This is a genomic window from Pseudomonas sp. 2822-15, assembly GCF_002742515.1.
In the GTDB taxonomy this organism is placed as follows: Bacteria; Pseudomonadota; Gammaproteobacteria; order Pseudomonadales; family Pseudomonadaceae; genus Aquipseudomonas; species Aquipseudomonas salomonii.
Window position 1 is genome coordinate 110249 of sequence record NZ_LJRY01000180.1, and the last position, 20907, is coordinate 131155.

17 protein-coding genes and 1 tRNA gene are annotated in these 20907 nt (G+C 59.4%); 15 read left to right on the top strand and 3 right to left on the bottom strand.

The genetic code is table 11. The features are described from left to right. The first annotated feature begins 3 nt into the window (after positions 1 to 3). From AOA59_RS10980 to AOA59_RS10995, 4 genes are all read left to right on the top strand, one after another. Positions 4 to 483, top strand: coding sequence for a fimbrial protein (locus tag AOA59_RS10980; RefSeq protein WP_065931351.1), 480 nt, complete (start codon positions 4 to 6; stop codon positions 481 to 483). 11 nt (positions 484 to 494) lie between these two features. Beyond that, a complete protein-coding gene (locus AOA59_RS10985; protein WP_069786553.1) occupies positions 495 to 1031 on the top strand; it encodes a fimbrial protein in 537 nt (178 codons plus the stop codon). Positions 1032 to 1122: 91 nt separating this feature from the next. Beyond that, positions 1123 to 2076: a fimbrial protein gene (locus AOA59_RS10990; RefSeq protein ID WP_099487283.1), complete on the top strand. Its 954-nt coding sequence runs from the start codon at positions 1123 to 1125 to the stop codon at positions 2074 to 2076. A gap of 81 nt (positions 2077 to 2157) precedes the next feature. Then, positions 2158 to 3114 carry a DMT family transporter gene (locus tag AOA59_RS10995; protein WP_099487285.1) on the top strand — a complete coding sequence of 319 codons (957 nt, stop codon included), beginning with the start codon at positions 2158 to 2160 and terminating at the stop codon, positions 3112 to 3114. Between the two features lie 200 nt (positions 3115 to 3314). Here AOA59_RS10995 and AOA59_RS11000 read toward each other — a convergent pair whose 3' ends face one another. Further along, the gene (locus AOA59_RS11000) at positions 3315 to 4703 is read right to left on the bottom strand and encodes a class II fumarate hydratase (protein ID WP_065931355.1); all 1389 of its coding nucleotides are present in this window, start codon (positions 4701 to 4703) and stop codon (positions 3315 to 3317) included. 249 nt (positions 4704 to 4952) lie between these two features. Here AOA59_RS11000 and AOA59_RS11005 point away from each other — a divergent pair, with 249 nt between their 5' ends. From AOA59_RS11005 to AOA59_RS11035, 7 genes are all read left to right on the top strand, one after another. Next, positions 4953 to 5471: a DUF2059 domain-containing protein gene (locus AOA59_RS11005; protein ID WP_003175221.1), complete on the top strand. Its 519-nt coding sequence runs from the start codon at positions 4953 to 4955 to the stop codon at positions 5469 to 5471. Between the two features lie 6 nt (positions 5472 to 5477). Further along, complete coding sequence (locus tag AOA59_RS11010; protein ID WP_065931356.1) at positions 5478 to 5774, top strand: BolA family transcriptional regulator; 297 nt, start codon at positions 5478 to 5480, stop codon at positions 5772 to 5774. A 118-nt stretch (positions 5775 to 5892) separates the two neighbouring features. After that, the gene (locus AOA59_RS11015) at positions 5893 to 6834 is read left to right on the top strand and encodes a rhodanese-related sulfurtransferase (protein WP_065931357.1); all 942 of its coding nucleotides are present in this window, start codon (positions 5893 to 5895) and stop codon (positions 6832 to 6834) included. A gap of 36 nt (positions 6835 to 6870) precedes the next feature. Continuing rightward, a complete protein-coding gene (locus tag AOA59_RS11020) occupies positions 6871 to 7476 on the top strand; it encodes a DsbA family protein (RefSeq protein ID WP_177034541.1) in 606 nt (201 codons plus the stop codon). Further along, a complete protein-coding gene (locus tag AOA59_RS11025; RefSeq protein WP_099487287.1) occupies positions 7466 to 9268 on the top strand; it encodes an ABC transporter ATP-binding protein in 1803 nt (600 codons plus the stop codon). Before AOA59_RS11020 ends, AOA59_RS11025 begins: the two co-directional genes overlap by 11 nt. A 65-nt stretch (positions 9269 to 9333) precedes the next feature. Further along, on the top strand, positions 9334 to 11808 hold the full coding sequence (locus tag AOA59_RS11030) for an EAL domain-containing protein (RefSeq protein WP_099487289.1): 2475 nt from the start codon (positions 9334 to 9336) through the stop codon (positions 11806 to 11808). 78 nt (positions 11809 to 11886) lie between these two features. Next, positions 11887 to 12660 (top strand): TenA family transcriptional regulator, encoded by a 774-nt coding sequence (locus AOA59_RS11035; protein WP_218177998.1) that lies wholly within the window; start codon positions 11887 to 11889, stop codon positions 12658 to 12660. 21 nt (positions 12661 to 12681) lie between these two features. On the opposite strand, the gene AOA59_RS11040 is transcribed toward AOA59_RS11035, so the two are convergent. Next, positions 12682 to 13608: a GGDEF domain-containing protein gene (locus AOA59_RS11040; RefSeq protein ID WP_065931360.1), complete on the bottom strand. Its 927-nt coding sequence runs from the start codon at positions 13606 to 13608 to the stop codon at positions 12682 to 12684. A 281-nt stretch (positions 13609 to 13889) separates the two neighbouring features. After that, complete coding sequence (gene lldD / locus AOA59_RS11045) at positions 13890 to 15032, bottom strand: FMN-dependent L-lactate dehydrogenase LldD (protein ID WP_099487290.1); 1143 nt, start codon at positions 15030 to 15032, stop codon at positions 13890 to 13892. Positions 15033 to 15133: 101 nt separating this feature from the next. Between lldD and AOA59_RS11050 the strand changes: the two genes are divergently transcribed. The 4 genes from AOA59_RS11050 to AOA59_RS11065 all read left to right on the top strand — a co-directional run bounded on the left by AOA59_RS11050 (position 15134) and on the right by AOA59_RS11065 (position 20675). Then, positions 15134 to 16018, top strand: coding sequence for a LysR family transcriptional regulator (locus AOA59_RS11050; protein ID WP_069786556.1), 885 nt, complete (start codon positions 15134 to 15136; stop codon positions 16016 to 16018). An 86-nt stretch (positions 16019 to 16104) separates the two neighbouring features. Beyond that, positions 16105 to 16180, top strand: a tRNA-Asn gene (locus AOA59_RS11055). 287 nt (positions 16181 to 16467) lie between these two features. Continuing rightward, positions 16468 to 17622, top strand: a complete 1155-nt coding sequence (locus AOA59_RS11060; RefSeq protein ID WP_065931363.1) for an efflux RND transporter periplasmic adaptor subunit — start codon at positions 16468 to 16470, stop codon at positions 17620 to 17622. Next, positions 17619 to 20675: a multidrug efflux RND transporter permease subunit gene (locus AOA59_RS11065; RefSeq protein ID WP_099487292.1), complete on the top strand. Its 3057-nt coding sequence runs from the start codon at positions 17619 to 17621 to the stop codon at positions 20673 to 20675. The genes AOA59_RS11060 and AOA59_RS11065 overlap by 4 nt, the downstream gene beginning before the upstream one ends. Positions 20676 to 20907: the final 232 nt, after the last annotated feature.

A 20907-nucleotide genomic window follows, 5' to 3' on the forward strand; every position in this document is an offset into this window, starting at 1 on the left:
TCAATGACTTTTTGGCAGCAGCGCGCGTTGCTCACCTTGTGTTCCATCGGCCTTTGCAGTGGTGCGTCGGCCAATTTGACGTTCAGCGGGACGCTGAATGAACCACCGCCTTGCACGATCGACAGCGGCAACACGATTGAGGTGGATTTTGGCGACGTCGGGGTAAAGCGCGTCGACGGTGTGAAGTATCGCAGAGGTGTCGGCTACGCCATCAACTGTGGCACCGACACGTTGCCGTGGGAGCTCAAATTGAGCGTCAACGGCACAGCCACCTCGTTTGACGGTGCAGCGGTGCAGACCAACGTACCGGCACTGGGCATTCGTGTTTTCCAGAATAACCTGCCACTTCCACTTAATACGCCACTGGACATCAACCTGTCGTCACCGCCGACTTTGGAAGTGGTGCCGGTGCAGCTGCCAGGCGCCATTTTGACGCCCTCGCGTTTTACGGCGGTGGCCACGTTGTTGGCCGAATACCAGTAGGAGCTGAGTCGATGCGAAACCACATTGTGCCAAAAGGCGGGCTGGCGTTTTTGCTCACCTTCGGCCTGATCCCCCTGGGCCATGCGGCGGACAACCTGATGTTCAAGGGCAACCTGGTTGAAGAGGCCTGCACCCTCCGCCCAGGCGATGAAGCAATCACGTTGGAGCTCTGGGACGTCACCAGTAAGCACCTCTACATCAACACGCGAACAGTGGGCAAGCGGTTCCAGCTGCACCTGGAGGAGTGTGACACCACCATTGGCAACACCGTGACCATCACCTTCGGCGGTGCCGAAAACGGCGAGCTGCCCGGTTTGTTCGCGCTGGACGGTGGCAGTGGTGCCTCAGGGATTGGCGTCGGTATTGAGACACTGAGTGATAAGCCACTGCCTGTGAATGCCGTCAGCGATGAACAGGTGTTGAGTGATGGCAGCAATGTGATCGAGCTCAAGGCTTTTGTGCAGGGCGAGCCGACCGCCATCAGGGATCAAACCATCGGGCACGGTGCATACACGGTGACCTCAACGTTTACGCTGGATTACCCGTAACGATCAACCGACATTCATAGGTTGGAAACAGCCTTGCACACACCTCGCTCGCTGGAAGGTGGTCTGCGCGGATACGCAACGAGAGATCAAAATGAAACGAATATACAAAGCTGTTGTGCTGCTCCTGCTGACTGCTGTTGCAACGACCGCGCAGGCCGTTGACTGTCGGGTCAATGGCGGGGCGTGGGGGCGTGTCACTCACCTGACCGTACCCGTGAACGTCCGGCTCGATGAGGATCGCACGAGGATTCTGATGGAGGGTGCCCGGCTCGAATGTCGATTCACCGCTGGTGCAGGTCCTGCTTGGGGCGAAGACTACTGGGCTACCGGTAATCCAACAGGCGCCCCTTGGACCCCCGGCCCTAAATTCAGCAGCGAGAGGGCCGGTTTGCGAATCAACGGATCTTTCCAGAATGTTCCTGTTCCGGCGGGGATACGAATAGCCACGATGCCCAACAACGGCGTCGGCTACCCGATCAATATCACGCCTTACATTCTGATGCGTAGCAGTCCATCCAACCCGATCGATGTTCGAATCGGCGATATGCTTGGGCTCCTGCGTATCTCCGCCACGAACAACTATAACTCAGACAGAGCGGATCTCACGGTGACCTACACCGCAGGCAACGACTTCACCGTTTCCCCCTCCACCTGCACGATCAACAACAATAACCCGATCGAAATCAACTTCGGCACGGTGCACCAGCGCGCAATCGGCATAGACCCGCTCACATCCTCCATCGTCAGTAACCGCAGACTCACCTACTCGTGCCCGGACGGCGGGATCAACACGCCTATCACGATTACCTACAAAGGCACCCGTTCCGGATTCGACACGCGGCTGTTGATGATGAGTAACCCGGACGTGGGCACGGCCATGGTGCGCGCGGGAACTGCAGTGCCGGTGAACGGTTCGTTCCTCACCCGTATCACCAACAGCACGGGCGCAGACGATGTGACGTTCTCGCTGGTACGGCGCAATGGCTCTCTTCCGACAGCAGGGGCTGTAAGTGGCAGCGGTGTGCTGGTGATGGGGGTGCCCTGACACACCAAATGATCGATACCCAAAGCGCAGTGCATCGCCCTAGAATGCCGGCTCCTCCACCTCTGGTTTTTTGGGGCACTCATGCACATTTCTTCGGGCCGCTGGGTCTATGGTTTTCTCCTGACCCTGCTGACCGCGCTGCTCTGGGGCATTCTGCCGATCAAGCTTAAACAAGTGTTGCAGGTGATGGACCCGGTTACCGTCACCTGGTTTCGCCTGGTGGCGGCCGGCAGTTGCCTGTTTATCTACCTGGCGCTGAGCAAACGCTTGCCCAGTCGCAAGGTGCTTGGCCCCAGGGGCGGTTGGCTGGTGGCGATGGCTGTGTGCGGGCTGGTGGGCAACTACGTGCTGTACCTGGTGGGCCTGAAAATGCTCAGCCCCGGCACCGCGCAACTGGTGGTGCAGATGGGGCCGATCTTTTTGATGATCGCCAGTGTGTTCGTGTTCAAGGAGCGTTTCAGCCTGGGGCAGGGCGCGGGGTTGGTGGTGCTGATCCTTGGTTTTGGTCTGTTCTTCAATCAGCGCCTGGCTGAGTTGCTGACCTCCATGGGTGCCTACACGGCCGGCGTGCTGACGATTCTGCTGGCCACCACCATCTGGGTGTTCTACGCCCTTGGCCAGAAGCAACTGCTGACGGTGTGGAATTCGCTGCAGGTAATGATGGTGATCTACCTGTCGTGCGCCCTGTTGCTCACGCCGTGGGCGCATCCGCTGGAGGCTTTGCAATTGAGCCCGCTGCAAGGCTGGTTGCTGTTGGCCTGCTGCATGAACACGTTGGTGGCGTATGGCGCGTTTGCCGAAGCGCTGGCGCATTGGGAGGCGTCGCGGGTCAGTGCGACCCTGGCGCTGACGCCGTTGGTGACCTTTGTCGCGGTGGCCTTGGCGGCGTGGTTGTGGCCGGACTATGTGCAGGCGGAGCAGATCAATACCCTGGGCTACGTCGGCGCGTTGGTGGTGGTGCTCGGGTCAGCGACGGTAGCGCTGGCGCCGTCGCTGCTCGCCGGGCTCAAGGCCCGGCGGCTGCGCATGGCGCATTAATACCCTTAAAGGACGAACACGCCCACTGTGGCGAGCAGGCTTGCCCTGCGTTGGGCTGCGCAGCGGCCCCAAAACCCGCCGACGAGGTCTGTCTGACAGAGCGCGTTGCCTGGATCAGGGCGGCTTTGCCACCCAACGCAGGGCAAGCCTGCTCGCCACAGAAACTGCGTTCACCACAGGATGCTTTTTCGCCCGCTCTCCTAGTGCCCGGCTTCCAGCATGTTTTCCGGGCGCACCCACTGATCGAACTCTTCATCAGTCAGGTAACCCAGATCCAGCGCGGCCTGGCGCAGCGTCAAACCTTCGGCGTAGGCCTTTTTGGCAATCTGCGCCGACTTGTCGTAGCCGATATGCGGGTTGAGCGCCGTTACCAGCATCAAACCGCGCTCCAGGTGCTCGGCCATTTGCTCGGCATCCGGCTCAAGGCCGGCGATGCAGTGCTCCTGGAAGTTGTTGCAGCCGTCGGCCAGCAAGCGGATCGATTCGAGCAGGTTGTGGATGATCACCGGCTTGTACACGTTCAGCTGCAAGTGCCCCTGGCTGGCGGCGATGCCGATGGTCACATCATTGCCCAGCACCTGGCAGGCCAGCATCGACAGCGCTTCGCACTGGGTCGGGTTGACCTTGCCCGGCATGATCGAGCTGCCCGGCTCATTGGCCGGCAGCTTGACCTCGGCCAGCCCGGCGCGTGGGCCGGAACCCAGCAGGCGCAGGTCGTTGGCGAGTTTCATCAGCGCCACCGCCAGGGTTTTCAGTGCGCCGTGCAGGGTCACCAGTGGCTCGTGGCCCGAGAGCGCGGCGAACTTGTTCGGCGCGGTCACGAATGGCAAGCCGGACAGCGCCGCCAGCTCGGCGGCAATCGCCTCGCCAAAGCCATGGGGCGAATTGAGCCCGGTGCCCACGGCGGTGCCGCCCTGAGCCAGCTCGCACACAGCGGGCAGGGCGCTGCGGATGGCGCGCTCGGCGTAGTCGAGTTGGGCGATAAAGGCTGAGACTTCCTGGCCAAAAGTGATCGGCGTGGCATCCATCATATGGGTGCGGCCGGTCTTCACCAGTTTCATATGGCGGGCGGCCAACTCGGCCAAACCGCCAGAAAGCGTGGCGAGCGCCGGTAACAGGCGTTGATGAACCGCCTGCACCGCCGCAATGCTCATGGCCGTGGGAAAGCAGTCGTTGGAGCTTTGCGAGCGGTTCACATGGTCATTGGGGTGCACCGGGCTTTTGCCACCACGGACTTTGCCCGACAGCTCGTTGGCACGGCCGGCGATCACTTCATTGGCGTTCATATTGCTCTGGGTGCCGCTGCCGGTCTGCCATACCACCAGCGGGAACTGGTCGTCGTGCTGGCCATCGAGCACTTCATCGGCGGCCTGTTCGATCAGGCGGGCGATGTCGGCGGGCAAGTCGCCATTGCGGTCGTTGACCCGTGCTGCGGCTTTCTTGATCAGGGCCAGCGCGTGCAACACCGCCAGCGGCATGCGTTGCTCGCCGATGGCGAAGTTCACCAGCGAGCGTTGCGTCTGGGCGCCCCAGTAAGCGTCATCCGGGACTTGGACGTCTCCCAGGCTGTCGGTTTCGATACGGCTCATCGGGCACACTCCTTCAGGTTCGTTTGCGCAGTTTAGGCTGTGCTTGGGGGTGGGGGTTCCATAAAAGACGTTTCATCGAGGGTATTCCCATGAGGTTCAGGCTGCATGCCGCTCCCACCGAAAGGTGGATTGCGCGCCCATGCCCCGGCAAAACCAGGCCGAACAAGGCCTGGGGTTGAGCCGCGAGGTTTTTTAGGCGCAGAATGGTCGCCCTTGGGGTCTTACCTCGCCTGCTAGAAAGGAAACTCGATGACTCGTCTTCGTGCCATCTGTACCGCGGTTGCTCTGGTTTGCGCCAGCGGCCAGGTTTTTGCCGATACCGCCAGCCATAACGCCAGTGCCGAAGCCTTCCTGACCCTGGCCCACGCTGACAAGCTGGGTACCCCGGTGTACATGCAAGTGCAGCAAATGTTCGCCCAGCGTTTCGAACAGACCAAGGCACCTGCCGCCAAGCAGTCCGTACTGGACAGCTACCAGGCCAAGGCCAACGCCGCGCTGGACCAGGCCATCGGCTGGCCGAAGCTGAAGCCGGACATGGTCAAGCTTTACACCACCAACTTCAGCGAATCCGAGCTCAAGGACCTGGTAGCGTTCTACCAGTCGCCACTGGGCAAGAAAGTCCTGGAAAAAATGCCGCAACTGACCCAGCAATCGGCCCAGATGACCCAGGCCAAGCTGGAAAGCGCCGTGCCGGTGGTGAACAAGCTGCTCGAAGACATGACCAACGAGCTGGCGCCAAAAGCCGCCGCACCGGCCAAGAAGAAGTAAGCAGGAATGACCATGCAACAGCGTATCGAAACGGCGCTCGCCGCCCTGAGCCCGCACCACGTGAGCGTGCTGGATGAAAGCCACATGCACAGCCGTGGGTTGCAGACCCACTTCAAGGCCGTGCTGGTCTGCCAGCAGTTCGAGGGGCTCAACCGCGTCAAGCGCCACCAGACGGTCTACGCCACCCTGGGTGACCTGATGAGCGAATTTCATGCGTTGGCGCTGCATACCTATACGCCTGAAGAATGGGCGAAAATCGACGCAGCCCCGGCCTCGCCGACCTGCGCCGGCGGGCATGACTAATGATCAGGTGTCTCTGACACCCGGCATTTGTTAGAATCCGCAACGCGCCGCTTAGCCGGCGCGTTTTTTTTGCATCCGGTTCACCCCTTACGAGGGTAGCCACCTGGAGAGAACACCCATGACTCAACCGATCGTCGTGGCGGCACTGTATAAGTTCGTCACCCTCGAAGATTACGTCGCCCTGCGCGAGCCACTGCTGCAGGCAATGGTCGATAACGGCATCAAAGGCACCTTGCTGATCGCTGAAGAAGGCATCAACGGCACCGTTTCCGGCAGCCGCGAAGGCATTGACGGCCTGATGGCCTGGCTCAAGAACGACCCGCGCATGGACGACATCGACCACAAAGAGTCGTACTGCGACGATCAGCCGTTCTACCGCACCAAGGTCAAGCTCAAGAAAGAGATCGTGACCCTGGGCGTCGAAGGCGTTGACCCGAACAAAAAGGTCGGCACCTACGTCGACCCGCAGGACTGGAACGCGCTGATCAGCGACCCTGAAGTGCTGTTGATCGACACGCGCAACGACTACGAAGTGTCGATCGGCACCTTTGAAGGCGCAATCGACCCGAAAACCACCAGTTTTCGCGAATTTCCCGACTATATCAAAGCCAATTTCGACCCGGCCAAGCACAAGAAAGTCGCGATGTTCTGCACCGGTGGCATTCGCTGCGAAAAAGCCTCCAGCTACATGCTGAGCGAAGGTTTCGACGAGGTTTACCACCTTAAAGGCGGGATCCTGAAGTACCTCGAAGAGGTGCCGCAGGCAGAAACCAAATGGCAGGGCGACTGTTTTGTCTTCGACAATCGCGTCACCGTGCGCCACGACCTCAGCGAAGGCGACTACGATCAATGTCATGCCTGTCGCACACCTGTCAGCGTAGAAGACCGCGCGTCCGAGCATTATGTGGCGGGCATCAGTTGCCCGCATTGCTGGGATAAGCTGCCGGAGAAGACCCGTCGCAGCGCCATCGATCGGCAAAAGCAGATCGAGCTGGCCAAGGCCCGCAACATGCCGCACCCGATTGGCTTCAACTACAAGCAAACCCCTTCCGAGGCCTGACCCATGCCCGCGCGCCTGCTCTATGTGATGGACCCGATGTGTTCCTGGTGCTGGGGCTTTGCTCCGGTGGCGCAGGCGCTGGTTGAGCAGGCCCAGGCGGCCGGCGTGGACGTGCACCTGGTGGTGGGCGGTTTGCGCACCGGCAGCGGCGCGGCGCTGGAGCCGACTACGCGGCGCTATATCCTTGAGCACTGGCAGGCCGTCACCGACGCCACCGGCCAGCCGTTCAAGCGTGAAGGCGCGTTGCCCGACGGCTTTGTCTATGACACCGAGCCTGCGTGCCGCGCCATCGTCACCGCGCGCAGCCTGGCGCCGGATTGCGCCTGGACACTGTTGGGGCTGATCCAGCGGGCGTTTTATGTCGAAGGCCGGGATGTGACCCTCGCCAGCGTGCTGGTGGAACTGGCCGAGCAGGCCGGTATTCCGCGCATCGAGTTTGCCGGCGCCTTCGACCGCGCCGAGCAACATGCGGCGACGGCGGCTGATTTTACCTGGGTGCAGGACCTGGGCATTGCCGGTTTCCCGACGTTGCTGGCCGAGCGTAATGGCCAGTTGGCGTTGCTGACCAACGGCTATCAGCCGTTGTCCGAGCTGTCGCCCTTGCTCGCCCGATGGCTGGAGCGTGCCACCTGTGCAGGATGAGCCCAAACGCACCGACCGACTGACCTGGGCGGAAATTCGCCGCCTGGCGCTGCGTCACAAGAAATCCCTGTGGATCGCCAATGGCGTTGCCGTGCTGGCGACCCTGTGCAGCGTGCCTATTCCTTTGCTGTTGCCGCTGCTGGTGGACGAAGTGCTGCTGGGCCACGGCGATGCCGCGCTCAAGGTGATGAACCACGCGTTGCCACTGGGCTGGCAAAAGGCCGCTGGGTATATCGGCCTGATGCTGTTGGTGACCCTATGCCTGCGCTGCGGCGCGCTGGTGTTCAACGTGGTGCAGGCGCGGCTGTTTGCGCGGCTGGCCAAGGATATTGTGTACCGCATCCGCGTGCGCCTGATCGAACGGCTCAAGCGGATTTCCCTGGGCGAATACGAAAGCCTGGGCAGTGGTACGGTGACCACGCACCTGGTCACCGACCTGGACACGCTGGACAAGTTTGTCGGTGAAACCCTCAGCCGCTTTCTGGTGGCCATGCTCACGCTGGTCGGCACCTCGGCGATTCTGGTGTGGATGCACTGGCAACTGGCGCTGTTGATTCTGCTGTTCAACCCCTTGGTGATCTACGCCACGGTGCAGTTGGGCAAACGCGTCAAACACCTGAAGAAGCTGGAGAACGACAGCACGTCGCGTTTTACCCAGGCGCTGACCGAAACCCTCGACGCCATCCAGGAAGTGCGTGCCGGCAATCGCCAGGGGTTTTTCCTTGGGCGCCTGGGCCAGCGCGCCCAGGAAGTACGCGACTACGCGATCCACTCGCAATGGAAAACCGACGCCTCCAGCCGCGCCAGTGGCTTGTTGTTCCAGTTCGGTATCGACATCTTTCGCGCAGCGGCGATGCTCACCGTGTTGTTTTCCGACCTGTCCATCGGCCAGATGCTCGCGGTGTTCAGCTACCTGTGGTTCATGATCGGCCCCGTGGAGCAACTGCTGAACCTGCAATATGCCTATTACGCCGCAGGGGGTGCGCTGACGCGTATCAACGAGCTGCTGGCTCGGGCTGACGAGCCGCAATATGCCGGCGGCGAAGACCCGTTCACCGGGCGTGAGACCGTCGGCATCGAGGTGCGCGGCCTCAACTTCGGCTATGGCGAAGAGTTGGTACTCAACCAGTTGAACCTGGCCATCGCACCCGGCGAGAAGGTCGCGATTGTCGGCGCCAGCGGCGGTGGCAAAAGTACTCTGGTGCAACTGCTGTTGGGCCTCTATACGCCCCAGGCCGGCAGTATCCGTTTCGGCGGTGCCACCCAGCAGGAAATCGGCCTGGCGACCATCCGCGAGAACGTCGCAGTGGTGCTGCAACACCCGGCGCTGTTCAATGACACCGTGCGCGCCAACCTGACCATGGGCCGCGCCCGCAGCGACCAAGCCTGCTGGCAGGCACTGGAAATCGCCCAGTTGGATGCTACCGTCAAGGCACTGCCCTTGGGCCTGGACAGCGTGGTGGGGCGCTCGGGTGTGCGTTTTTCCGGCGGGCAGCGCCAACGCCTGGCGATCGCGCGTATGGTGCTGGCCGAGCCGAAAGTGGTAATACTGGACGAGGCCACCTCGGCCCTGGACGCCGCTACCGAATACAACCTGCACCAGGCGCTGGCGCGGTTTCTCAGTGGGCGTACTACACTGATCATCGCCCACAGGCTTTCTGCGGTGAAGCAGGCGGACCGGGTAATGGTGTTTGATGGCGGGCATATCGCCGAAGATGGCGACCATCAGCAGTTGATTGCCGATGGAGGGCTGTACGCCAAGCTCTATGGGCATCTGCAACAAGTGCGTTGATTTAGCTGAGCTATCGAGAGCGGATTTTCGCGTGCGTATCAAGCAGTGCATGTGCAAGGGACCTCATGAAGCAAAAGCGTACTCTCGGAGCGACGTTAAGCAGGCCTCGGTTGCTGGGCATTGTCTGGCCCTTTATTGCCGTCGTGCTGTTCCAGGCATTGCTGGGCTGCGTCAGCCTCTACGTGCTGTCAGCAGTGCGCGGCTATGTGGCAGGCGAGAGCTTGTGGTCCAAGGGCCAGAAAGATGCCATCTACTACCTGACCCTTTACGCCGATAACCGCGACGAAGCGACCTTCCTCAAATACCAGCAGGCCATCGCCGTGCCCCAGGGCGGCCATGAGTTGCGGGTGGCGCTGGACCAGCCCACGCCCGATCTTGCGGCCGCGCGCCTGGGCATCCTCAAGGGCGGCAACCACCCCGATGACGTGTCCAGCCTGATCTGGCTGTACCTCAATTTTCGTCATTTCAGTTACCTGGAAAAAGCCATCGAACTGTGGACCGTCGGCGATGGTTACCTGATGCAACTCGATGACCTGGCCCAGGCGATGCACCGGGCGTTCCACAGCGATCAAGTCAACTCTGGCGACGTTGCCGACTGGAAGAAGCACATCATCGCCATCAACGAAGGCGTGACGCCGGCGGCCAAGGCCTTCAGCGATGCCTTGGGCGAAGGTTCGCGGATGATCCTGCGCCTGCTGCTGATCACCAACCTGGCCACTGCCCTGGGTTTGATCGTGCTGGCGCTGCTGCGTACCCATAAGCTGCTGACTCAACGCCACGCCTTTGCCACCGCGCTGCAAGCCGAGAAGGAGCGGGCGCAGATCACCCTGGAGTCGATTGGTGACGGCGTGATCACCACGGATGTCGACGGCGCGATTGCCTACATGAACCCGGCCGCCGAGGCGCTGACCCATTGGAAAAACGCGCAGGCCCAAGGTTTGCCGTTGGCTGCGTTATTCAACCTGCTCGACGAGAATGCCGAGCCCGATGGTTTTGCCCTGATCGAACACATTATCAAGGGCGAACTCAGTGGTGGCAGCGGGCATTCCAAGCTGATCCAGCGCATGGACGGCAGCACGGTGTCAGTCACCCTGGTTGGTGCGCCGATCCGCAGTGCCGGCAAGGTCAGCGGCGCGGTGCTGGTGCTGCACGACATGACTCAAGAGCGCCAGTACATCGCTAACCTGTCGTGGCAGGCGACCCACGATGCCTTGACGGGCCTGGCCAACCGCCGCGAATTCGAGTTCCGCCTGGAGCAGGTGTTGCAACAGGTGTCGCGCCAGCAGAGCGGGCGGCATGCCCTGATGTTCCTCGACCTCGACCAGTTCAAGTTGGTCAACGACACCTGCGGGCATGCAGCGGGTGATGAGCTGTTGCGGCATATCTGTGCGTTGCTGCAATCGGACCTGCGCGAAGGCGACACCCTGGCGCGCCTGGGCGGCGACGAGTTCGGCATTCTGTTGGAGAACTGCCCGGCAGCGGTGGCGGAAAAGATCGCCGAAAGCCTGCGCCACACCGTGCAAAGCCTGCACTTTGTGTGGAAAGGCCGGCCGTTCATGACCACCGTGAGCATTGGCCTGGTGCATATCTCGCAATCGCCGACCACCCTGGAAACGTCGTTGCGCGCGGCTGATATGGCCTGTTATATGGCCAAGGAAAAGGGCCGAAACCGGGTGCAGGTCTACCATGCCGATGACTCGGAATTGTCCCTGCGCTTTGGCGAAATGGCCTGGGTGCAGCGCCTGCACATGGCCCTGGAAGAAGATCGTTTTTGCCTCTATTCCCAGGAAATCTCGCCGCTGGGTCACACCGATGGCGGCAATGGTCATATTGAGATCCTCCTGCGTCTGCATGACGAGGCGGGTCGGATCATCCTGCCGGACAGTTTTATTCCGGCTGCCGAACGTTACGGTTTGATGACTTCGCTGGACCGTTGGGTGGTGGAGAACGTATTTAAGATTATCGCCCGTTGTATGCAAGAGCGTGCGGGCCGTCCTATGGCTATGTGTGCGATTAATCTGTCAGGCATAACTATTGGAGATGATGATTTTCTCGGATTTTTACGTGAGAAATTCGAGGCTTACAGCATTCCGCCGGAAATGATTTGTTTTGAAATAACCGAGACCAGTGCTATTGCCAATTTGGGTAGTGCGATCCGCTTTATTAATGAACTCAAGGCCTTAGGTTGCCATTTTTCACTCGATGACTTTTGTGCCGGAATGTCTTCATTCGCCTATCTTAAACATTTGCCTGTAGACTTCCTGAAGATCGACGGGAGTTTCGTAAAGGATATGCTGGACGACCCGATTAACCGTGCCATGGTCGAAGTGATCAACCACATCGGCCACGTCATGGGTAAGCGCACAATTGCCGAATTTGTTGAAACACCGCTGATCGAACAGGCTTTACTTGAGATCGGTGTGGATTATGCTCAGGGCTACCTGATCGAACGTCCGCAATTGTTTACCTTTGATAGTCTGCAATGCCGACCTGTGCGGCCGCAGCCACTGTTGCTAAAGGCGCCCGGCACATTCCGCTGAAGCATTCGACGGTCTGTACAATCACACTAGAAAAGGAGCCCTACAGTGATCGACACCTTCAACCGAACCGGCCCGCTTATGGAAGCCTCGAGTTACCCGGCCTGGGCGCAACAACTGATCCAGGACTGTAGTGAGAGCAAGCGCCGGGTTGTCGAACACGAACTGTACCAGCGCATGCGTGACAACACGCTCAGCGCCAAAACCATGCGCCACTACCTGATCGGTGGCTGGCCAGTGGTTGAACAGTTTGCCTTGTACATGGCACAGAACCTCACCAAGACCAAGTTTGCCCGTCATCCTGGAGAGGATATGGCGCGCCGGTGGCTGATGCGCAATATTCGCGTGGAACTCAACCACGCCGACTATTGGGTGCACTGGGCGCGCGCCCACGGTGTAAGCCTGGAAGAGTTGCAAGCGCAGAACGTACCCCCGGAGTTGCATGCACTGAGTCACTGGTGCTGGCACACCAGTTCGGCTGATTCATTGATCGTGGCGATTGCAGCGACCAACTACGCGATCGAGGGGGCGACCGGGGAGTGGTCTGCCGTGGTGTGCTCGACCGGTGTGTATGCGGCCGCCTTCCCTGAAGAAGACCGCAAGCGCGCCATGAAGTGGTTGAAGATGCACGCGCAATACGACGACGCCCACCCTTGGGAAGCGCTGGAAATCATCTGCACATTGGCGGGGATGAACCCGAGCAAAGCCTTGCAGGTAGAACTGCGCCAGGCGGTGTGCAAGAGCTACGACTACATGTACCTGTTTTTGGAAAGTTGCATGCGGTTGGAGAACGAAAAAGCAAAGGCGCCAGCAGCCGTTCGCGAGCGTCAGGTTCGCGTCGCCAGCGAGGCGTGATGTAAGCGTGATGGCGGGGGTTTACCCCGCCATTGCCAAGCGGTTGCGACCTTCGCGCTTGGCCACGTACAGGGCGTTATCGGCCCGCCGCAACAGGCTTTCTGCCGACTCGGCCGCCAACAGTGTCGAGCAACCCAGGCTCACCGTCAGTTCAATCCGCTTGCCATCGGCCCAATAGTCCTTGGCCTCTGCCGCCCGACGCAGGCGTTCGCCGACCAAACCTGCCGCATCCCGGCCGGTGTTCGACAGCAAAATCAAAAACTCTTCCCCGCCAAACCGAAACACCATGTCCACATTGCGCAACTGGCTTTTGATCGAGTCGGCGACCGCGCGCAATACGATGTCGCCCGCCGCATGGCCGTGGGTGTCGTTGATTTTCTTGAAATGGTCAATGTCCAGCATCAGCAAGGACAGTGGGCTCAGGTGCCGCCGGGCCATGTCGATTTCCCGTTGCAGCGTCTGGTCCATCGCAATGCGGTTGCCGGTTTCGGTCAGCGGGTCACGCAGGGCGCTGCGGGTGGCGGCGCGGTAGAGCAGGGCGTTGCGCATCGGGTACAGCAGGGTCGACAGCAACGACTCAAGCTGCGCCAATTCGTCGTCCAGCAAACGCTGGTTGCGCCGGAATATCAACTCGCCCAGGTGCTCGCCTTCATGGCTCAAGGTGTAGCTCACCGAGTGGTGCCCACGATGGCCAAACTCCAGGCGCAAGTCGCTGGCCTCATGGCGATATTGCAGCGCGTCCAACGGCACCAGCCGCTGAACCTCGCGAAAGAACAGCGCCAAAATGCGTTCCGGCTCAAGGCTGGTTTGCAATTGCTGGCTCAGTTGCTGACGAAGTTGCGCAAGTGTGGTGGGGCGACGTGGAAGCAGGGACGGCTGACCAAACCCCAGGCGTTGCAATTTGGCACTGTCGAAGTCAATTGCGTTGGTCTGGGTAGGTGATTTCATAAGCTGACGGCCTCTAAGCACTTAACTGTCTTACAGGCTGCACGAGAGTGGCAAATGCCAGGCGCCTTACTGTTCCTTCAGTTCCGTAAAACATTGGAAACAGTTTAAACCGCTTTGCCATGGGTTATAACCCATGGGCCCTGCCACACGTCTTGTCATCGCTTAACCTGCTTGAAAGGGGTTAGAGCGAGATTCATGCCAGTTTGTTTAACTTAAAAAAACGCCTTATAAATCAACGACTGTTTAAAAAACTCACCCCAGTCGTTGCGCCCTGACGTCAGTTATTTGGCTTTTTGAACCAAAGTGGTGTGGTCAATCTGATCAATCGAGGTCACGCCGGTCAAGGTCATGGCCACGCGCATCTCCTTGGCGAAGATATCCAGCAGGTTTTCCACCCCGGACTGGCCGGCGGCGGCCAGCGCATACACCGTCGAGCGCCCCAGCAGGCAGCCTTTGGCGCCCAGGGCGAGCATGCGCACCACGTCAAGCCCGGAACGAATGCCGGAGTCCACCAGCACCGTAAGGTCATTGCCCACGGCTTCGGCAATCGGCGGCAGGGCTTTGGCGGTCGACAATACGCCATCGAGCTGGCGTCCGCCGTGGTTGGAGACCACGATGCCGTCGGCGCCGAAACTCACTGCGTCCTTGGCGTCCTGGGGGTCGAGGATGCCCTTGATGATCATCGGGCCTTTCCAGAACTCACGGATCCACTCCAGGTCTTTCCAGCTGATCGACGGGTCGAAATTATTCGCCAGCCAGCCAATGTAGTCTTCCAGGTGGGTGGGCTTGCCAAGGTATTTGGAAATATTGCCCAGGTCGTGTGGGCGGCCCATCAAGCCCACATCGAAGGCCCATTGCGGCTTGCACACGGCCTGCAGCATCCGGCGCTGCGCCGCATAGGGCCCGGACATGCCCGAATGCGCATCACGGTAACGCGCGCCGGGTGTGGGCATATCGACGGTGAACACCAGCGTGGTCACGCCCGCCGCCTGGGCGCGCTCCAGCGCGTTGCGCATAAAGCCGCGGTCCTTGAGCACATAGAGCTGGAACCAGATCGACTGCGGGCTTTGCGACGCCACTTCTTCAATCGGGCATACCGACACTGTGGACAGGCAAAACGGGATGCCCGTGTTGGCTGCCGCCTTGGCCGCCTGCACTTCGCCACGTCGCGCATACATGCCGGTCAGGCCCACGGGGCTGAGAATCACCGGCATGGCCAGTTCCTGGCCGAACAAGCGGGTCTTGAGGCTCAGGTTGTCGACATTGCGCAGGATGCGCTGGCGCAGGCTGATCTCGGCCAGGTCCGAACTGTTGGCGCGCAGGGTGTGCTCGGCGTAGGCGCCGCCGTCGATGTAATCGAACAGAAAGCGCGGCAGCTTGCGTTTGGCGGCTGCACGGTAGTCGGAGGCGGACGAGATGATCATGAACGGGTTCTCCACAGAGCTGGGTCGCACCACCATAAGCAAAAAGCTGGCATGATAAAAACAACTTTTATTACTAGCATCCAGTCGCTATAGGAATACCGATGAACCTGAGAACCGTGCGGGCGTTTGTCGAAGTGGTGCGCCAGGGCGGTTTCTCCCAGGCGGCTGAAGTGGTGGCCCTGACCCAATCCACGGTGAGCAAGGCGGTCAAGACCCTCGAAGACGAGCTTGGCACGCCGCTGCTCAACCGCCTGGGCCACCGTAACGAGCTGACGGCGGCCGGCGAAATCGCCTACCGCCGCGCCCTGGTGTTACTCGCCGAACACAACGACCTGGTGGCCGAGATAAACGACCTGCGCGGCCTCAAACGCGGCGTACTGCGCATCGGCCTGCCACCGGTAGGCTGCGGCGTGCTGTTCGCGGCGATGTTCGCAGCGTACCGCAGCCGCTACCCGGAGATCGAAATCGAGCTCACCGAATACGGCAGCAAAAAACTGCGCGAATGCCTGGAAGCCGGGGAGGTCGACCTCGCCGCGCTGCTGTTGCCGGTGGACCAGGCTTTCGACTACCAGCCAGTGCGCAATGAACCACTGATGGCGGTACTGCCCATCAACCACCCACTGGCCAAGCGCACACGCATCGACTTCACCGACCTGGCCGATTCACCGTTCATTTTGTTCGAAGCCGGCTTCGCCCTGAACGCCAAGATCCTCGCCGCTTGTGAACGCAAAGGCGTCACGCCCCGAGTGACCGCACGCAGCGGGCAGATCGATTTTATCGTTGACCTGGTGGCGGCCGGGCTGGGCGTCGCCTTCCTGCCACGCATGCTCGCGGTCAAACATCAGCACGCGGGCATCGCCTTGATTGCGTTGGACGAACCCCACACCGACTGGCACATCGCCCTGGCCTGGCGCGCCAGCGCACACCTGCCACCGGCGGCGCGCGCGTGGCTGGATCTGGCCAAGGAAATGGCCAGTCCGGTATAGCGGGCTGCAAGCGGAATTTGCAGGATTTCGTCCAAATGCACCTCAATGCTTGACTTCTTCTTTTTAATCAGTAACATACGGCGCATTCCGCGATAGCTCAGTTGGTAGAGCAAATGACTGTTAATCATTGGGTCCCTGGTTCGAGTCCAGGTCGTGGAGCCAGATAGAGAAAAGCCTGCAGCGATGCAGGCTTTTTTTTGCCTTGGATTTGGTGCGCAATCGGCACCTACGCAGGTGCTTTTCCAGCCACCCACGGCATTTTCTTACCGATCCGCGACAGAAACCGTCGAACGCCAGGCCCTCGAATGACGCGCAGGGCTCTAGCACAATGATTTGCCTTCCTCGACCGAAAAACTGTCAAAAATCTCTCTTGGAAACATCTTGATACTCGGAGTAATGTGCTCGCTGATTCATCTTCGCGTGTTCAAATTTTTCCAAGGATTAGGAATATGTTGCGCCGTCGCATGCTGATCATGTTGGGTGTTTCTCTGGTTGTGGTGTTGATGTTGGCGGCCTATAAAGCGTTTGCCATCTATCAACAGATTCAGGGTTTTACCAAGCCTCAACCGCCCGTCAGCGTGGCAGTGGTGACTGCGGTTGAGCAGCCCTGGCAGCAGCGCTTGCCGGCCGTGGGGGCGTTCAAGGCGTTGCGCGGTGTGAGCCTGAGCCTGGAGACCGCCGGGACGGTCAAGGACGTGCAGTTCGAGTCGGGGCAAAAGGTTCAGGTCGGGCAACCCCTGGTCCGGCTGGACAGTGCGGTAGAGCAGGCGCAATTGGAAACCGCCCAGTCAGATCTTGGACTGGCACAGTTGGATTATGGGCGCGGCAGCCAACTCGTTGGTGATCACGCCATCTCCAAGGGTGAGTTCGACCGCCTTTCAGCCCAGTTGCAAAAAAACAAAGCCACGGTGAACCAGCTCAAGGCCACCCTCGCCAAGAAGCACATTCTTGCGCCCTTCAGCGGGGTCATTGGTATTCGCCAGGTGGATGTTGGGGATTATCTGGCCAGCGGGACAGTGATTGCCACGTTGCAGGACCTCAGCAGTCTTTACGTCGACTTCTATATCCCTGAGCAATCGGTGCCAAAGATTGCGATCGGCCAAGGCGTGCAGGTAGAAGTCTCGGCCTATCCGAAACAGATGTTTCCTGGCACCGTCAGCGCGATCAACCCCAAGGTCGAGACCACCACACGGAATGTGTTGGTGCGCGCTACCCTGGCGAACCCGGATAACAAACTGCTCCCGGGCATGTTCGCCAATCTGCAGGTGCTGCTGCCCAATCCGACGGTTCATATCGTGGTACCGGAAAGCGCGATTACCTACACCCTTTACGGTAATTCGGTGTACGCGGTCGCGCAAAAGAAGGCCGAGGACGGCAGCGTGGAGAAAGATGCAGACGGCCAGCCGCTGCTGATTGCCGAGCGGCGCTTTGTTGAAACCGGAGAGCGGCGGGGTGGCCTGGTGTTGGTGACCCGCGGGTTGCAACAGGGCGAGCAAGTCGTCAGCGCTGGCCAGCTGAAGCTGGATACGGGAACGCCTATCACCATCAGCCCTGACAAGAACCAGCCGGCCGATCGACAGGCTCGCGTTGAAGGTGCGCTATGAAGTTCACCGACATCTTCATCCGTCGGCCGGTGCTGGCCCTGGTGGTCAGCCTGCTCATCGTGCTGCTGGGGTTTCAGGCCTACAGCAAGTTGGCGCTGCGCCAGTTTCCGAAAATGGAAAACGCCCTGATCACCGTCACCACTGCCTACCCTGGCGCCAATGCCGAGACGATTCAGGGCTACATCACTCAGCCTTTGCAGCAAAGCCTGGCAAGTGCCGAGGGGATTGACTACATGACGTCGGTCAGTCGCCAGAATTTTTCGGTGATTTCGATCTACGCGCGCATTGGTGCCAACAGCGACCGTTTGTTTACCGAGTTGTTGGCCAAGGCCAACGAGGTCAAGAACAAGTTACCTGCGGATGCTGAAGACCCTGTGCTGAGCAAGGAGTCCGCCGAAGCCTCCGCGCTGATGTATATCAGCTTCTCCAGCGAGCAATTGAATAACTCGCAGATTACCGACTACCTCTCGCGGGTCATTCAACCCAAGCTCGCCACACTGCCCGGCATGGCCGAAGCCGAAATCCTCGGCAGTCAGGTATTTGCCATGCGTATCTGGCTGGACCCGGTGAAGCTTGCCGGCTTCGGCCTGACTGCCAATGACGTCACGGCAGCGGTGCGCCGATACAACTATCTGTCGGCCGCAGGCGAGGTAAAGGGCGAGTATGTGGTTACCAGTATCAACGCCACTACCGAACTGAAGTCCGCCGAAAACTTCGCGGCTATCACGCTCAAAACCGACGGTGACAGCCGGGTGCTGCTGCGCGATGTAGCACGGGTGGAGATGGGTGCGGAAAACTACAACGCGATCAGTTCCTTTGGTGGCACGCCCTCTGTGTACATCGCAATCAAGGCCGCGCCGAGCGCCAACCCACTGGAGGTGATCAAGGAAGTGCGCAAAATCATGCCTGAGCTGGAGGCCCAGTTGCCGCCCAGCCTCAAGGTTGATATTGCCTACGACGCCACCTTGTTCATCCAGGCGTCCATCAACGAGGTGGTGAAAACGCTGTTTGAAGCCGTGCTGATTGTCATCGTGGTGGTGTTCTTGTTTCTGGGGGCGCTTCGTTCGGTGGTGATACCGGTGATCACCATTCCGCTGTCGATGATCGGCGTGCTGTTTTTCATGCAGATGATGGGTTACTCCATCAATTTGCTGACGCTGCTGGCGATGGTGCTAGCCATCGGCCTGGTCGTGGATGATGCGATCGTGGTGGTCGAAAATATTCACCGGCATATCGAGGACGGCAAGCGCCCATTGGACGCAGCATTGGAGGGCGCGCGGGAAATTGCCCTGCCGGTTGTCTCAATGACCATCACCTTGGCGGCGGTCTATGCCCCGATTGGTTTTCTCGACGGGCTGACCGGGGCCCTGTTCAAAGAGTTTGCTTTGACCTTGGCCGGTGCCGTGGTGATTTCCGGCGTTGTCGCGCTGACACTTTCGCCAATGATGTGTGTCCTGCTGCTGCGCCATGACAAAAACGCTTCCGGGCTGGCGAGCCGGTTGGACCGGGTATTTGACCGGCTCAAACGACGTTATCAACGCATGCTTCACGGTACGTTGAACACGCGGCCGGTGGTGGTGGTCTTCGCGCTGATCGTGCTGTGCCTGATTCCGGTGTTTCTCACCTTCACCAAGGCGGAATTGGCGCCTTCCGAAGACCAGGGCATCATTTTCATGATGGCCAGCGCACCTCAGCCGACCAACCTGAATTACATGAATACCTACACTGATGAATTCATCAAGATCTTCAAGACATTCCCAGAGTACTACTCGTCGTTCCAGATCAACGGCTACAACGGGGTGCAGTCAGGCATAGGCGGTTTTCTGCTCAAGCCGTGGAATGAGCGCAGTCGCACTCAGATGGAGATCCTGCCTGAATTGCAGGCGCACTTGGCGCAGATCCCAGGTTTGCAAATATTTGGTATCAACCTGCCTTCTCTGCCCGGTACTGGCGAAGGCCTGCCCTTTGGTTTCGTCATCAATACTGCCCAGGACTATGAGTCGCTGCTGAAAGTGGCCGAGCGCGTAAAAAATCGCGCGATGCAATCGGGCAAGTTCGGTTTTGTCGATATCGACCTGGCGTTTGATAAGCCGGAAGTGGTGGTGGAGATCGATCGCGCCAAGGCATCGCAGATGGGCGTGTCGATGCAGGACCTCGGCAGCACGCTGGCGACGTTGTTGGGTGAGGCGGAAATAAACCGGTTCACCCTCGAAGGGCGCAGCTATAAGGTCATTGCACAGGTTGAGCGTGCCTACCGTGACAACCCCGAATGGCTGAACAGCTACTACGTCAGAAATACCCAGGGTGAATTATTGCCGCTGTCGACCTTGATCAGCATTACAGACCGCGCGCGGCCACGGCAGTTGAACCAGTTCCAGCAGCTCAATTCTGCATTGATCTCGGGTTTTCCATTGGTCAGCATGGAGGAGGCCATTGAGACGGTGAAGCAGATTGCCATTGAAGAGGCGCCGCCGGGGTATGCGTTCGACTACAGCGGGGAATCGCGCCAGTTCGTGCAGGAAGGCAAGGCGCTATGGGTGACATTCGGCTTGGCGCTGGCGATTATTTTCCTGGTACTGGCGGCGCAGTTTGAGAGCTTCCGCGATCCGCTGGTGATTCTGGTGACAGTGCCGTTATCCATTTGCGGGGCGTTGATTCCGCTGTTCCTTGGGTGGTCGAGTCTTAACATTTATACCCAGGTAGGGTTGGTGACGCTGATCGGGTTGATCAGCAAGCATGGGATTCTGATCGTCGAGTTTGCCAACCAGCTGCGCAGAGACAAAGGGCTATCGCCGCGGGAGGCGGTGGAGCAAGCGGCGGCGATTCGCCTGAGGCCGGTGTTGATGACGACGGCTGCCATGGTATTTGGCATGGTGCCGCTGATTTTTGCGACGGGGGCTGGGGCAGTGAGTCGATATGACATCGGCATGGTGATTGCCACCGGGATGTCGATCGGAACTTTATTCACCTTATTTGTTTTGCCCTGCGTCTACACGTTGCTGGCCAAACGTGACAGGGAAGTGACAAGTGAAGTTGCCATGGCGCCCGTCTAACCGTTTTATTGGCTGTAGATTCAACTAAACAGCAAGTGAGGGGCCGTACAGTGCGGGTTAAAGCGCTGCGATTTTTATCATTCATTAAATAGTGCCAGCCGTTCATCAGTGTCTGATTTTTATGTGTAAAAAATATTTTGACAAGCTTATAGCTATTTGTTTAGCATCTATTGGATCCAATTATAAGAACAATAAAGTCGACTGACTTTTATGCCGCTCTCGTTTTTTACAA